Source organism: Actinobaculum sp. 313, assembly GCF_003073475.1.
Classification (GTDB): domain Bacteria; phylum Actinomycetota; class Actinomycetes; order Actinomycetales; family Actinomycetaceae; genus Asp313.
The window spans coordinates 2210575-2225401 of record NZ_CP029033.1 but is presented as its reverse complement, the minus strand read 5'-3'; the positions used below and the strand labels follow the sequence as shown (position 1 = coordinate 2225401).

15 protein-coding genes are annotated in these 14827 nt (G+C 62.7%); 6 read left to right on the top strand and 9 right to left on the bottom strand.

Features of this window, described 5'->3' with window-relative positions:
• Window positions 1–223 precede the first annotated feature (223 nt).
• The 3 genes from DDD63_RS09635 to glpA are packed head-to-tail and all read right to left on the bottom strand — an operon-like array spanning window position 224 to window position 4375.
• Window positions 224–1498 (bottom strand): anaerobic glycerol-3-phosphate dehydrogenase subunit C, encoded by a 1275-nt coding sequence (locus tag DDD63_RS09635; RefSeq protein WP_108716185.1) that lies wholly within the window; start codon window positions 1496–1498, stop codon window positions 224–226.
• Entirely contained in the window at window positions 1495–2667 is a 1173-nt protein-coding gene (locus DDD63_RS09630) for an FAD-binding protein (RefSeq protein ID WP_108716184.1), read from the bottom strand. The genes DDD63_RS09635 and DDD63_RS09630 overlap by 4 nt, the downstream gene beginning before the upstream one ends.
• Window position 2668: 1 nt before the next feature.
• A complete protein-coding gene (glpA, locus tag DDD63_RS09625; RefSeq protein WP_108716183.1) occupies window positions 2669–4375 on the bottom strand; it encodes an anaerobic glycerol-3-phosphate dehydrogenase subunit GlpA in 1707 nt (568 codons plus the stop codon).
• A gap of 94 nt (window positions 4376–4469) precedes the next feature.
• On the opposite strand from glpA, the gene DDD63_RS12980 reads away from it, so the two are divergent.
• Genes DDD63_RS12980 through DDD63_RS09615 form a run of 3 tightly spaced genes read left to right on the top strand, consistent with a single transcriptional unit; the run spans window position 4470 to window position 5970 of the window.
• On the top strand, window positions 4470–4703 hold the full coding sequence (locus DDD63_RS12980) for a helix-turn-helix domain-containing protein (protein WP_240611250.1): 234 nt from the start codon (window positions 4470–4472) through the stop codon (window positions 4701–4703).
• On the top strand, window positions 4685–5473 hold the full coding sequence (locus DDD63_RS09620; RefSeq protein WP_240611249.1) for a sugar-binding domain-containing protein: 789 nt from the start codon (window positions 4685–4687) through the stop codon (window positions 5471–5473). Before DDD63_RS12980 ends, DDD63_RS09620 begins: the two co-directional genes overlap by 19 nt.
• Entirely contained in the window at window positions 5470–5970 is a 501-nt protein-coding gene (locus DDD63_RS09615; protein WP_108716182.1) for an amino-acid N-acetyltransferase, read from the top strand. The genes DDD63_RS09620 and DDD63_RS09615 overlap by 4 nt, the downstream gene beginning before the upstream one ends.
• A 96-nt stretch (window positions 5971–6066) precedes the next feature.
• Here DDD63_RS09615 and DDD63_RS09610 read toward each other — a convergent pair whose 3' ends face one another.
• A complete protein-coding gene (locus DDD63_RS09610) occupies window positions 6067–6522 on the bottom strand; it encodes a hypothetical protein (protein WP_108716181.1) in 456 nt (151 codons plus the stop codon).
• A 415-nt stretch (window positions 6523–6937) separates the two neighbouring features.
• On the opposite strand from DDD63_RS09610, the gene DDD63_RS09605 reads away from it, so the two are divergent.
• Window positions 6938–7666 (top strand): NAD(P)-dependent oxidoreductase, encoded by a 729-nt coding sequence (locus DDD63_RS09605; protein WP_205647239.1) that lies wholly within the window; start codon window positions 6938–6940, stop codon window positions 7664–7666.
• Window positions 7667–7746: 80 nt separating this feature from the next.
• Window positions 7747–7902 (top strand): hypothetical protein, encoded by a 156-nt coding sequence (locus tag DDD63_RS12975; RefSeq protein ID WP_240611248.1) that lies wholly within the window; start codon window positions 7747–7749, stop codon window positions 7900–7902.
• A 42-nt stretch (window positions 7903–7944) separates the two neighbouring features.
• Here the strand turns inward: DDD63_RS12975 and DDD63_RS09600 are convergent, their stop codons facing one another.
• The gene (locus DDD63_RS09600) at window positions 7945–8862 is read right to left on the bottom strand and encodes an A/G-specific adenine glycosylase (protein WP_108716180.1); all 918 of its coding nucleotides are present in this window, start codon (window positions 8860–8862) and stop codon (window positions 7945–7947) included.
• 55 nt (window positions 8863–8917) lie between these two features.
• Here DDD63_RS09600 and DDD63_RS09595 point away from each other — a divergent pair, with 55 nt between their 5' ends.
• Entirely contained in the window at window positions 8918–9991 is a 1074-nt protein-coding gene (locus DDD63_RS09595; RefSeq protein WP_125482498.1) for a hypothetical protein, read from the top strand.
• A gap of 1023 nt (window positions 9992–11014) precedes the next feature.
• On the opposite strand, the gene radA is transcribed toward DDD63_RS09595, so the two are convergent.
• The 4 genes from radA to DDD63_RS13230 all read right to left on the bottom strand — a co-directional run bounded on the left by radA (window position 11015) and on the right by DDD63_RS13230 (window position 14794).
• Window positions 11015–12388 carry a DNA repair protein RadA gene (gene radA, locus DDD63_RS09590; protein WP_108716178.1) on the bottom strand — a complete coding sequence of 458 codons (1374 nt, stop codon included), beginning with the start codon at window positions 12386–12388 and terminating at the stop codon, window positions 11015–11017.
• A gap of 195 nt (window positions 12389–12583) precedes the next feature.
• Entirely contained in the window at window positions 12584–13249 is a 666-nt protein-coding gene (locus DDD63_RS09585) for a TrkA family potassium uptake protein (protein WP_108716177.1), read from the bottom strand.
• A gap of 19 nt (window positions 13250–13268) precedes the next feature.
• Entirely contained in the window at window positions 13269–14672 is a 1404-nt protein-coding gene (locus tag DDD63_RS09580; protein ID WP_240611247.1) for a potassium transporter TrkG, read from the bottom strand.
• Window positions 14669–14794: a hypothetical protein gene (locus DDD63_RS13230; protein WP_276308079.1), complete on the bottom strand. Its 126-nt coding sequence runs from the start codon at window positions 14792–14794 to the stop codon at window positions 14669–14671. Before DDD63_RS13230 ends, DDD63_RS09580 begins: the two co-directional genes overlap by 4 nt.
• Between the last annotated feature and the right edge of the window lie 33 nt (window positions 14795–14827).

Genomic DNA, 14827 nt, shown 5'->3' with positions numbered 1-14827 from the left:
GTCCCGGTGCACGACATCCAGCTGGCTAATCTCTGCATGATGCCGGGGGAACAAGGTCGCAGGCCGGGCATACGACGCCCGGTGGGGCAAGGCTGCGGCCCCTGGCGCATGACATCCAGCATCCGTGCACCTGGGCCGCACCCCTCCTTCAATACACCTGGGCAGCTCTCCTCAGTAGACTTGGGCCGCAACTTCCCTCAGAAGACTTGGACCGCAACTCTCCTCAGCGCACCGCAGTCCCGGCGCGCTCGGCTTGCTCCACCAACTCGGCCCCACCCAGACCCAGCGCGGCGTGGATCAGCTGCACGGGGTGAATAACTTCCGCGCCACTGCCCTTGCGGATCTGCCAGCGGCAGGTCTCCGTCTCGCAGGCGGCCAGATTGGGGTTAGTGCTGCGAACCATGTCGAAGAGCGGACGGCCCACCCGCTGGGCAACCTCGTACTTCTCCTTCTTCAGGCCATAGGTTCCGGCGATGCCGCAGCAGCCACGCCCGGACTCAATCACCGTGACCCCCGGGATGGCCTCCATCAGCTCAATGGCGGGCTTGCCAATGCCCTGCGATTTCACCTGGCACGGCTGGTGGTAAGGAATGACCGCGTTAATCCTGCGCAGATCCCCCACCGGGAACTCGCCCTTGTGTAGAAGCTCCACCAAGAACTCGGAGGTTTCCACCATCCGGGAGCCTACATCGAGTAACTCCGAGTCCTCGAGACCCATGATCTCGTGGGCCTCGTGGCGCATCATGCCGGCACAGGAACCCGACGACGATATGATCGTGAGGTCTTCGCCGGCCGCACGCAACTGGTTCGCCAGTTTGCGAACCTTCTTGGCCGCGCTGTCAAACAGTCCGTTGGACTGGAAAGCGAGGCCACAGCAGCCCTGCGGCGGCACGATCACCTCGTATCCCAGGTATTCCAGCACTTCAACCGTGGCCTTGGAAGTCTCGACTTCGAAGTAGCCGCCCGCGCAGCCGTGGAAGAACACGAGAGGGCCGCGGGTCGGGGCGGCGACCGGCGTATGCCGTTTGAACCAGTGCTGGAAGCTATGCCGCTGCGCCTTGGGCATCGGCGCATCCTCGTGTACGCCGACGACGGCGGAAACAACCTTGCGAATCGGTCGATTCTTCAGAGCCGCATTGGCAATCGGTGCGAAGGGCGTCAGCAGCTTGCCCTCCAGTTCCGTCTGCGTAATCAGGCGGTCACGCAAAGGCATATGGTTGGCCTTCATCACCGCGCGAGCCTGCGCGTTGATCTCGGCGATCTTCACTCCCTGCGGGCACACGGTGGAACAAATCGAGCAGCCGGAGCAGTAGTCAAGCGAGTAGTCCACAGACTCTCCGTGCCGCAGCCTTTCCGCCTGCGGTCCTACATACTTCGGCCCAGGGAACAGCGGGGTCGCCTCCGCCACTGGGCACTGTGTTTCGCAGATCGTGCATTTGACGCACTGGTCGAGGCTGGCCCGTGCCAACGATGCGCGGGCGTTGTCGAGGGCTGTCATGCGTCGCTCCTTTGCATAGCGGCGACGGCCTGCGCGGCGCTTCCAAGCGCAATACCCTCGCCAGATTTCTCATGGGCACGTTGGGCACCGGCGAGCATGCCGCCCACCGCGTGCACATTCGTGTAGACGGGACGGTCGCCATCCAGCGGCCGCATATCGGCGTCAACGGCCAAACCGGCAGCAAACAGCGGCTGCCGCTGGCCCAGATAGTCGCCGTGCACAGGATTCTCCGCGCCGACGACGGGCAGCGAGAATACGGTATCCGAGAGCTCGCCGTAGGAATCGTACAGCAGGGCGCCTGAATCGAGACCGCCACCGGCGTAGACGACGTGATCCGCAGGCAGTTCCTTCACCGATCCCGCCACCTGCACCTTCACAGCGCTCACACGGTCACCGGAGGTCACCGCACCAACTGCCTTGCCGTTTAAGAACATGCGAATGCGCATATCGACGCAGGCCTGGCGCAGTTTTTCGTTCATTTGCAGACCGGAGATGGACGGCGGCGCCGTCGGGATCTGGAATACCGGATGCCCGGCGGCCTGCTCGATCCGTGCGGCGGCATCCTCGCGGGCGACAGCGGCAATACCGATGCGCTCGCCTTCCTGTGCCAATTCTCCCAGTCGCTTTCCAAGTGACTCGGCGGCGGCCGGATCGGCGAGCATCCGCGAGTAGGGAAGCGACGTATCCCCGGATGCTACGAGCTCAAGCACTTCGGCGCGGGCCTCGACACCCTGACTGCGTAGATTCTCTGCCGCAAGGAGTGGATAGAAGTCCTTCAGACCGCTGAACCCGACCAGCAGGTAGCGGGCGCCGTCGTCGACACTTCCGGCCGCCATGGATGCGGGGAAGAAACTCGTGCGGCGCAGCGCGCCCAATGCGGTGGGAAGAACCGTGGTCTCTTCCAGGCTGCCCTGCAGCGGAACAATCTCCATGAAGGCCGCGCAGCCGGCACGCAATGACTCCTCGGTGATGACGGTGTAGGGGTGACCTGCGGGTAGTTTACCGATCATCTCAAGCGGCCGCGGAGCCCCGAATATGTCAAGCGTGCCCTGGCCGAGTTGCAACCCTCCGAAGCCGACGGTCACCACGGTGACATCCTCGCCGACCTTGCGTGCCATAATCGCCGCAGTAAGCCCGGCAATGCCTGCCCCAATGACTACGGTTGTCATGTCACTTCCCCTCTCCGCTCGAGTTTGCGGTACTGGTTCCACTGGCGGAGTCCGTGCTCTGAGTGTCTCCAGTGCTGGCCGCCGGGTTTGGGCCCGGCGATGGATACGGCGTAGCAGATACAAGCTCGGCACCGGCGGGTAGATCCGTTACCGGGAGCGCATCAATGCTGTATGTGCCTTGGTAAATCCACTCGTCCAGCGAGGCCTCGCGCGCCTGCGCTCCGGAAAGAATGGGGTAGATGCCGTTCCACCGGTTCTTCAAGAACAGGCGCAGCAGTTCCGTGCTCTGCGCCGCGCTCCAACAACCGGACTCGTGCGCAATTCCGGCGGTGCGCGAGGCACAGAACCCGCCTTGGCATGGTCCCATTCCGATGCGGAGTTGGCGGCGTAGATCGTCGAAGGTGGCAGTTGGCTGTGCCGCGAGAAGATCCGTGATCATCGACTTGGTGACAAGCTCGCATTCGCAGATTACCGGGTCTGGATCGGGCAGACCGTGGGAGGCCTTCTTTGCCTTCTCCACCTCGCCTAGGCGGTGCGTGACCTTGTACGTCGAGCCGGTGGCAACCGCTTCGTCGGCGGTGCGGCAGGGGCGATTCTCGCCCAGCACTTGGCATACCGCATCCATGGTGCGGGCGGCCATGAGCCGGTAAGTGGTCAGTTTGCCTCCGGCTACGGTCACTAGGCCGCGCACATCATGGGTGATAACACTCATATTGCGCGACATATGCCGGGTGTCATCGGCGCTGACTCGCCGATCCTTCAGAAGCGGCCGAGCGCCCGCCCACGCATGCAAGGCACGGGCCTGGCGGAAGCCGGGGATCAATTGTTCTCCGGCGTCAAGCATCTGCTGGACCTCGGCGGGCTCGATTGCCAACCGGTCGGGATCGGAGGCACGGGCGTCGGTGGTACCGATAATCGACACGGTGTGCACGGGGACCAGGATGTCGCCGTCGGCCGGGTAAACACAGCGGTTAACAACCCGGTTCACCAGGCGATGGTTCATGGCGATCATAATGCCGCGGCCGGGAACGACCTCGACATCCTGCTCACCGGCAAGCTCGGCGATCTTTCCGGCCCACGGCCCGGCAGCGTTAACAACGGCCCGGCAGTCAATGGTGACGTCCTCACCGGTTTTATCGCCATGGCAGATGACCGCGGCGACGGCGCCGTCGCGCACCTCAATACCAGTGACGCGGTGATAGGTGAGCACCTGCGCTCCATATTGGCGGGCGGAGTCGGCGGCTCCCCACACCATCCGCCATCCGTCAACGGTGCCATCATGCACCTCGAAGGCGCGGAAGATCTGCGGGTTGAGGCGTGGCTCCCGGCGCAGTGCCTCGGCCACCGTGATCTCGGAGGTGGGAACGCCGGTGGCCTCGGCCCCGGCAAGAAAACGGTCAGGATAGGATTCGTCGTCACCGGCGACGGCGACGAAGAGGCCACCGGTTGCCTCGACAGCGTCGGGGTGAATGCGGGTGAGGATGGCGTTCTCCTCGGCACACTCGGTGGCTGACTCGGGATCGGATACCACGTAGCGTCCTCCGGAATGGAGTAGACCGTGGTATCGGCCCGTCGTGCCCTGGCCCAGATCAACTCTTTCGACCAGGATTGCTGAAAGGCCGCGCATTGCGGCATCGCGGAGCACGCCAACGCCGGTGGCTCCACCGCCAATGACAACGACATCGCAAGAAAGCTTCGTGCCAGACATATCTCAAGGTTATAAGGTGCAGGTATTCGGTGTGGCTGGAGTGACAATGTGCGTTGGTGCAATGTCGCGGCGGGAAACCGTGCATAATGGAGCCATGGCTGATAGTGCGGAACGTCGTCGTCTCGCGTATGAGGCGGCGTTGCTCTACTACCTGGAGCAGCAAACGATGGAGTCGATCGCGAAGAAGATGGGATTGTCCCGGTCGACCGTGTCTCGTTTGGTGGCGTCAGCGCGTAATGAAGGCCTGGTACGGATCTCTTTACACGCTCCGCAAGAACCAACCGGAACGCTAGCCTCTCAGCTGGGGATATGTACAACGTCAGGGTGACCATTGTGCCTACGCCCCAGGCGACCACCGAACTGCGGCGCCTGGAGAAAGTGGCATCGGTGGCCGGTGCCATGATCAGCGAGGCCCTGGAAGACGGCATGACCCTGGGTATTGCCTGGGGTACCACGGTGTCGGCCATTTCCGAGCGGCTGGTACCGAAGCCGCTGGAACGCGTGACTATCGTCCAGCTCAACGGCGCCGCCAATCCCGTGACAACCGGTATCCCATACGTGGGGGAACTGCTGGGAAACTTCGGGCGTGCCTTCGGTGCGAAGATTCTCGCCTTCCCGGTGCCGGCGTTCTTCGACTACGCCTCCACGCGGGCCGCCATGTGGCGAGAACGTTCCATCGCCGCTGTCCGAGATGCTGGCAGGGGAGCGGATATCGCCGTTTTCGGTGTCGGTGCATTCTCCGCCCCGGTCGCCTCGCATGTGTATGCCGGTGGTTACATGAGCGGCGAAGAGGTGTTGAGGCTGCGTCGCGACGGCGTCGTCGGGGACGTGTGTACGGTCCTTGTTCGAGCCAACGGCAGTTATGCCGATATTGAGATCAATTCGCGCGCCTCCGGGCCCACTCCCGCCGAACTGGCACGGATTCCTCGGCGTATATGCGTTGCTGCCGGTCCTGCGAAGGCTACGGCCTTGGCGGGTGTGCTACGTTCCGGCGCGGTGACGGATCTTATTGTCGACGACGAATGTGCGCGGCGCGTCATTGAGGAAAACGAACGCCGTTGGCATGCGCGGCCCGGTCATGCTGGAATAGCCGAGTGACTATCCGCTTCCGTCCTGCCCGTCCTTCCGATGTGCGAGCAATCGCAGCCATTGTTGCCCCCTACTCCGCCCGACGCATTCTCATTTCCAAGGAACTCATCTCCTACTTCGAGGATGTGCAGGAGTTCATCGTGGCCTGTGAGGATGAACGTGTGATCGGTTGCGGTGCACTGCATGTGCTGTGGGATGACATTGCGGAGATACGCACACTCGCCGTCGCCGAAGAATTCCTCGGTGCCGGGGTGGGGCATCGTTTGCTCGGAAAGCTCGAGGAGAGGGCTCGGACTTTGGGCTTGAAAAGGCTGTTCTGCTTGACCTTTGAAGTGGACTTCTTTGCCCGGCATGGTTTCCATCCCATTGCGGGTACTCCTGTTGGCACCGATGTATTTCAAGAGATGCTGCGTTCGCACGACGACGGCATTGCAGAGTTCCTCGACCTCGCGAAGATGAAGCCTAATACGCTGGGCAACACCCGCATGCTCAAAGAGCTGTATTGAGCAGGGACTACCTTGCCTTGGTGTTCCGGCAAAAGACCGGTACGCCGCAGGTGGAGAGTCGAAACAGGCGAGTGCAATCTGGTGGTGGGATCGTGGTTAGGGCTGCTCTTCGCCGATACCCGCCGTCGCCCGGCGCAAATGCCGGGACAAGAAGAACTGGGCAACCGGCACTTGCAGGCAGAGAAGCGTCAGCAGCACCGTTTGCAGTGCGGCGCGCGGGATAAAGAGGATGGCGCAGGCCGCAGTGGCAAGAACACTGAGAATGGCCAAAATGCGTAGCACGTCGGCTGCGCTCCGGTATGCGGAGTGCCACGCGGTGGAGCGAATGGCGAGAAACAGTACGGCCCCGCTCGCCAGAAGAAGGCAAGCGCCGGGAGCCACTAACATGAGCGGCAGCTGTTTGGCTGTGGCATCGGTGGCCCAGGAAATGAAGAGCAGTGCCAGCAGGCAGAGCAACAGCATGCCCAGCGCCAAGCCTACGCTGCAGCAAAGAAGAAAACGTAGGCGCCGCAGCGCGTCACGCATTTCGGTGGACACTTCGTTACTTCTCATGACTCCTCCCGCAGGCAAGTCTAGAGGTAAGGCGTCCATCCGGCGCGCCGTGCTGTGAATCCGATGGGTGGACGGAGACCGGCCCGGCCGCCCCGCCAGCACCGCACCTAGGACGAAAGTAGGGTAAATGTCAGCTTCCGGCGTTTTGGACAGGACGAAGGTACCGAGATGCAACGACGGCCGCAGTCAACGGCATGATCAGTAGTGTATTGCCGTAGCCACTCGTGAGTGTGCGTGGATATGATGAAAACACGCGGGCGTGAGTCCCTTAGCTGGTAGAGGCCTGTTTTCTCCCGAGCGCCGACAGCTGATGAGGGCGAGCGGTGGCGCTGTGTCGCGCCGCGATCACCGCAAACAACTTGATACTACGTAGCGTCATCGCGCGGGCTGCGCGGACGGAAAGGGCAGGGAACAAATGGCCACCAAGAATGTGTATGTTGCAAGGCTCCTGACGGACAACGTGCTGGCCGGGTTGTCCACGTTGGATGGTTTTTCTTTCGAGGTGGGAGAGGAGGCGCCGCCAAGCCGGGCGCAACTTCTTGCTGCCGTCGCGGGGAAAGATGCCGCGATCGTCACCCTCACGGAGCGGATCGATGAGGAGTTCTTCGTCGCAGCCGGCCCGCAGCTCAAGGTGGTGGCGAACGTCGCCGTCGGCTACGACAATATCGATGTGGAAGCAGCGCAGCGCCATAACGTGCAGATCACGAACACGCCCGGCGTGCTTGATGGGGCGACGGCGGATCACACACTGGCGCTGATACTGGCGTTGTGCCGTCGAGTGGTTGAGGCCGACAGATTCCTGCACGAAGGCGAGGAGTGGATCTGGGGGCCGCGCATGTTCGTCGGACTGGATGTATCAGCAGGGGCGACGCTGGGGATTATTGGTTTCGGACGTATCGGACGGGCCGTTGCCGCCCGTGCCCGCGCCTTCGACATGGAGGTCCTGGCGGCAGACACAACGCTGACGGCCGGGGAGGTTATCGACGGCGTGGAGATCGTTTCCCAAGAGGAACTGCTTACGCGCGCAGATATCGTTTCGCTACACGTTCCGCTCCTCCCCGCCACTCGCCACCTGATGAATGCGCAGACCATCGCCGCGATGAAGGAGGGGCCTACCTCATCAACTGCGCACGGGGCGGTGTAGTTGACGAGCAGGCCCTGCTGGAAGCGATCGACGCGGGGCATATACGCGGCGCCGCCATTGACACCTTCGAGGGTGAACCGGTGGTCAATCCGGAGTTGTTGCGTCGCCCGCAGATTGTTGTTACGCCGCATACGGCGAGTGCCGGCGAGGCCACGCGCGACAGAATGTGCCAGCTGGCACTCGACAATGTACTGGCGGTACTGGGCGGAGGTGAGGCGCTCACGCCGGTGAAATAGAAATCGGAACGCGGCAGCGGAGCATGTGGCGCACTCGCGCAGCTAGTGCGAGTCATCCGCCGCAGTCAGGTCCGCCGTCGTCAGGCCGGGTAGGGTGTAGGCGCCGTCGCTGCGGCATGCCAGACCGTCGGCGACCAGCCCCTCTAAGGCTGTACGCAACCGCGACTCGACTAGGTTCGTCTGTTTTAGCAGTTGGGGAACTGTAACCGGGCCGCGGGAGGCGCGCAGCACGGCCATCACTTTGCCGCGTGCCTCGCGCGTGGTTCCGGCAAATGCCTGGGTACGGCGCGGCTGGGTGCTCTGCGGTTTGCCAATCGCCAGCCACTGGCAGCTATCTGCTAGTGGGCAGAGCTGGCAGCGTGGCGTTTGCGCTGTACAGATCAGAGCGCCGAGCTCCATCAGCGCCGCGTTCCACAACCATGCCGCAGAGTCGAGGAGCGGTACCAACTGCTGTGCGCGTAATGTCTCCTCTTTACGCAGTGTGGGCGGCGGGAGTGCTGTTCCTGTCTGCCAGCGGGCAAGCACACGGCGGATATTCGTATCTAGTACGGTCGAGCGGCGATGATAGGCGAAGGCAATAAGTGCATCTGCCGTGTACGGTCCGATACCCGGTAGCGCCAGAAGTTCTTCGCGCCGGGCCGGAAGTACACCGTGGTGGCGTTCCACGACGACGGCGGCGCACTCGCGCAGTCGCAGCGCCCGGCGCGGATAGCCGAGTCTACCCCAGGCCACCAGCACATCCGCCGGTGAACTCGTGGCGAGGGCCGTTGCGGTGGGCCAGCGCTCCATCCACAGCCGCCAGGCGGGTTCCACCCGTGCGACCGGCGTCTGTTGGCTCATGACTTCGCATATGAGAATGGCCCACGCGTCCGTGCCCGGCTCACGCCAGGGCAGCTTGCGGGCGTTTTGCCGGTACCAGGCGACGACATCGTGGTAAACGGCGGGCTTATCCTTTTGCACGCTCTCCAGTGTGCCCCACTCGGTGGACGGCGCGCGAAATGGTAGCGTGGGCGCCGTGGCACGAGATGCGGAGGAACCAGGCAAAAGCCGGGAGCGGCAGAGCCCCCGGTCAAAGCCGGGAGTGGCACGCAAGGGTCGTGCACAGGACGGGAGACGTTCTCAAGAAGGTCGCCGTGCCGCAGCGGGAAAGAAGGGTGCCGCTGCACGTGACGGCAAAGCCACTCGCGGTACGCGAGATGCGGGCCGTGAGGCGAAGCGGGCGTCGCGAACGGCGGGCGGTTCGCCGTCCACCGCAAAGGCGGGGAATGCCCGGGCCGAAGCGGGGAAGCCACGTCGCGCGGGTGACGCGGGGTCGCGCCGCGCAGGTGGCGCGCATCGCGGGGAGGATTCTGCAACCTCGCGGCGGAGGCACTCGCAGCAGAAGAACCAGGCCGGACGGAAGGCGCAGGCGTCGCGACGTGGCGGGATGGCACAACAAGGTCAAGGCGCGCGCAGGGGTTCGGCCTCAGCACGGCCACGCTCACGCGAGTCCACGCGCACACGTGAGGTCGCCCGGATGCGGGCCAATGAGCGCCGTGCAGCCCAGCAACAGCGTCAGATTCGCAACAGGCTGATTATCCTTGGTGTTTTGTGCATCGTTGGTCTTGTGGGTGTTGCTATGGCAGCGAAGTTCGTAACCGGCAAATTGCACGAGCGTTCCACTATCGTGCGCGTCGATCCGACCACCATGTATACGCCGGTGGCGTGCACTGCCGATATGGTGGATGCGGAGATCACGGCGACGGGCAGCACGGCGGGGTCGCCGGTAACATTCACGATCACGCTCACCAATAAGTCGCAGGACAACCCGTGCTACATCGACATCGGCTGGTCCAGCATGGATGTCGAGATCGAATCAGGTGGGCAGCACCTCTCCAGCACGGCCGCATGCCAAGCGGGTAGCGAGTCGAAACAGCTGCTCCTCAACCGTGATTTCTCTACTTCGACCACGGTGACATGGGATGGTTCCACCTCCGCCAGTGGCTGTTCCAGCGGTCAGGGAACGGCGACGGCTGGCACCTATGTGGCAAACCTGACCTTTGCCGGTGATTCTGCCCCCTCTGCCAGCAAGAGCTTCGTGCTGGAATGACAGGCGTTACGGGATCGGGAGTAACGGGCGTATTACGGGATTGAGAGTATCGGCCGTGTGACGGCGTCGCAAGTGACTCGCCACTCACGGCATCGGAACGAAAGGTCGACTGAGGCCGTGTGATCAATCGCAGTGTTTCTAATGGCGAGCCTCAGCGCGACACTCGGGGCTTTGGGCCTGGGCGTTCATGTGAAGCTCTCGGTGTGCTCTCAGGGCCGATGCGTTCTCAGGGCCTATGTGTACTCACGTCTACTTCTTCTTGGGGACAACATATTCCGGGAATACGTTCCGGTGAGGTTTCCGGGAATACGTTCCGGTGGGGTGTATCAACTGGTCGACTACGGATTCGCTCCGGGTTATTCAGTGCTCTCCGGTCTTTTCACGGTGTTTTGTGAATATGTCGGTGCAAATCCATAGCCGACCAAACAGTTCCATGGTCTTGACTACCAAGGGGAGTCTGAATCGTCGGTGCAAATCCATGGCCGACCAAACACATCCATGACCAGCGGGTGCGAACCACGCGAGTATGTCGGTTTCAAGCCGCATCTGGCGCGGCGTATTTGGAATTAGGAGGTGAGGCGCATCTGGGATTGCCGGACGGGGTGTGTTCAGGATTGCCGGACGGGCATATCAAGGAGCAAATGGGCGCGGACGGAGCAGGGGGGTGGCTGTGAGTTCATTGCCGACGTGACGCAGCCCGGATACTCGACGGCGTGACTCACCGGGAAGACAGCGCGATGGCGAGAGGATCCTGCAGCGTCAGCGATCTACTTGTCGCGGGTAGTACCACTTGACGGCGACCGCGGCGGGCTAGGGTTTGGCGGGTGTCGTCTTGTTTGTTCGAGCGGTGTCTGCCTAGGCGTCTGGGTGATTGGGTGCGTGGGGCCGCTGGGTGCGTGGGTGCGGGGCGCTTGATGTCCGCTGGGTGCGTGGGTGCGGGGCGCTTGATGTCCGCTGGGTGCCGCTGGGCACCTGGGACGGCTGATGCATGGGTGTCAGCTGCCACTTATCCGTCGCCGCCGATCACCCCTCGATTGGCAACACTGCGTGCATGGCGGCTACGATGTCCGCGCATGGCCGCCTTGTTATTCCCTCCGGCACCTTGATACTGTCTGCGGCCGGAGGAGTGAGCACCAGGGTGAATCCAAGCCGGGCGGCCTCTTGCAAGCGCTGCTGTAGGCCCGTGATGGGGCGCAATTCCCCGGTAAGAGAGACTTCCCCGACGGCGACGACGCCCGGGGCGAGTGGCAGTTCCAGCACGGCGGAGGCCAGCGAAAGGGCGATGGCGGCATCCGAAGCGGGTTCCCCGGCGCGAGCACCCCCAACCGTTGAGACGAAGATATCCTGCCGATCTAGTTCGAAACCGAGCCGCGACTGGAGAACGGCGGTGACCATGGCAACGCGCGACGAATCCACCCCACTGGTGGTGCGGCGCGGAGAGCCCGACGTCGGCACGACGAGGGCTTGTACTTCGACGGGCATGGGCCGCCGCCCCTCTAAGGTTGTGGTGACGCAGGTGCCGGGAACAGTGAGATTCCGTGAGGAGAGAAACAGGCCGGAAGGATCCGCCAAGCCGACAATACCGTCGTCGACCAGCTCGAAGCAGCCGACCTCATCGGTGGTACCGTAGCGATTCTTAACGGTGCGGATCATACGCAGGCGAGAGTGCCGGTCACCTTCGAATTGGCACACCACATCCACCAAATGCTCTAGTACGCGAGGACCGGCAATTGAACCGTCCTTCGTCACGTGCCCAACAAGCACCACGGGCAGGGAGCGCGCCTTCGCCGCCGAGACGAGGGCCGTGGTGACGGCTCGAACCTGCGCGACACCGCCGGGTGCGCCCTCTACCGCCGGGTCGGCGATCGTCTGGACAGAATCGACGATGAGTAGCGAGGGCTTGGTTTCTTCCACATGCCCAAGGATTCGCGCCAGATCGGATTCTGCGGCCAGATGCAGGTGCGAATGCAGGGCGTGGATGCGTTCGGCGCGCAAGCGAACTTGAGAGGCGGATTCCTCACCGGTGATATAGAGAACCGGCGAACGCCGAGACTTGCTTGCGTGCTGCGCCGCGCGAGCGGCCACATCGAGCAGCAGAGTCGACTTACCGATTCCCGGTTCGCCGCCTAGAAGAACGACGGCGCCCGGAACCAGGCCACCGCCGAGAACGCGGTCGAGTTCATCAACACCCGTGGGCTGCTTATGCGAAGCGGTCGTGGACACCTCGGTAATCGGCTGTGCGGGGGATACCGGGCTGAGCGATGGCGCGGAGTGTGCGGGAGCTGCAAGTTCCTCCAGTGTTCCCCAGGCCTGGCAATGGGGGCAGTGGCCGACCCATTTGTTGGTGGTCCAACCGCACTCGGTGCAGGTGAAAGTGACAGATACGCGTGACGCCATAGCAACAGCATAAGGGTAGGGTCCGACAGTTCTGCGCGGCCGACAGGTTGCCGGAGGTCGGCGGTTCCCGTCCTTGCGGGCAGGTGGGTGCACACCCTGCGGCGCCCCTTGCCCAATGATCCCGGTGAGCCCGGTGAACCCCTTGCCCAGTGAGTCCAGTGAACCCAATGAACCCAATGAACGCAGTGACTCCGTCTAGCGGCGGTTGGCGAAGGCCTCCAGCAGGGAGGAGTCTCCCGAGACGATAATCAAGTCTTCCGGGCCGATATGAGTATCGGCACTGGCATATTCGAAGGGCTGGCCGGGAGACTTCACCCCGATAATCCGCACTCCGAAACGTTCGCGCACCTTGGTCTCATCCAGTGTGAATCCCTGGATGTCGCGCGGCGGGCGCATCTTGATAATGGAGAAGCCGTCCTCCATCTCAATGTAATCAAGCATGCGTCCGGTCACCATATGCGCGACGCGGGCTCCGGCGTCGTACTCAGGATAGACCACGTGATGCGCTCCGATCCGGCGCAGAATACGTCCGTGGGAGCGCGAAACCGCCTTCGCCCAGATCTGCGGCATGCGGATGTCGGAGAGGTTAGCGGTGATTAGCACGGAGGATTCCAGCGACGTTCCCACACCAACCACTGCAATGGAGAACTCGGATGCGCCGACCTGCGCCAATGCATCAGCATTGGTGGCGTCCGCCTCAACAATGTGGAAACGATGCGACCACTGCTGGACGATGTCCGGATCCTTCTCAATGGCCAGGACGTCGCGGCCCAAGCCGTCCAGAGTGGAGGCGATGGCGGTTCCAAATCGTCCTAGACCGATGACGAGGACGGCATTGTCGCGTGACTGACTTCTGGCCATAGCTTCTCTCCTTTGCCAATCAGCCGATAACCGGCCGTTCTTCAGGAAGACGGATGAGCCGCTGGCGCGAGCGCAGGGCGAGGGCAGCGGCAAGAGTCATAGTTCCGGTTCTACCCGCATACATGAGGATAACCAGCATCCATTTGGCGGACGCAGGTAATAGCGGTGTGATCCCGGTAGAAAGGCCGCAGGTGGCGAAGGCGGAGATCACCTCGAAAAGAACCTGCGAGAGCGGTAGATCGGTGACCTGTAGCAAGAAAATCGTTCCCAACAGTACCATCAGGGCGCCGACGAAGGTCACCGCAATACCCAGGCGCAGCACGTCCGTGGGCAGGCGCTTCCCGAACGCTTCCGTATCGCGATCACCGTGCGCTTCGGCGATAATCGCCAATAGAAGAACGCCAACCGTTGTCACCTTGATTCCGCCGGCTGCGCTGGCCGAACCGCCACCGACGAACATAAGCGCGTCGATGAGGAACCAGCTGGTCTCGGTCATGTTGCCAACATCCAGCGTGGCTAGTCCGGAAGAGCGGGCGTCGGCCGAGTGGAGCAGTGCGGCGTTGAGCCGGTCCGGGATGGAAAGTGCACCGAGCGTTTGCGGGTTCGACCACTCGCAGGCGCCCAAGGCTATCGCGCCGAGAACGAAGAGAGAGAAGTAGGTGACCAGAGTGATTCTTGTGGTGAGGTTCCAGCGATGCGGCGCGGTTCGATTACGCCACATATCAAGGATAACGGGAAACCCGATCGCTCCGGTGAAGGTACCGAGGATGATAGGCAAGGTCAACGCCCAGTTGCCCACATACGGAGTGAGACCCTCCGGCATGATGACAAAACCGGCGTTGTTGAAAATCGACGCCGCCATGAACAGGGAGTGACCGAGTGCGTTGAGTAGTGCGTCGCCGCGTTGCAAGAAGAACGGAATGAGGACGAGGAAGAGCACCGCTTGGGCGGAGAGGGCGACGACGACGACGGCTCGTACCAGGGAGCCGACTTCCCCGAGCCGGGACTTGGTTTCAGAGGCCGCGAGCAGGCGCTGGGTGAGGCCGATATGCCGGGAGACAGCCATTCCGAGGATGGACGCAAGGGTCATGATGCCCAGTCCGCCGCCCATCATGGCGATGCAGATGATGCCCTTGCCCAGTGGCGACCAGAAGGATGCAGTGTCCACCGTAACCAAGCCGGTAACGCATACGGCCGACGTCGCGGTGAAAAGCGAGTCGATAAACGGTGCGCGGTGGCCGCTGACGGTGGCGGCGGGCAACTGTAACAAGCCGGTGAACAGGAGGATGATACCGGCAAAGACAGCCAAGGTAAGGCGGGCGGGCGATTCACGTGCCACCCTGTCGATGGCGTCTCGACCGCGTGACCACACGGAAGGACTTGCGATGGCGGATGGTGGAACCCGCCCCACGCGTTTAGTCACGCGCACACCCCCTCAACAGAATCCGGTATGAAGTACAGCGTAGCGCGCATGAGGCGACCCTGGCTGTGTTCGCCCGCAACGGTGCCGCCTGTTGCCTCCTGCGCCGCGGGGTGCTTGGCCATGTTCTGTTCGTCCTCGTCGGGTTCTTCATCGGA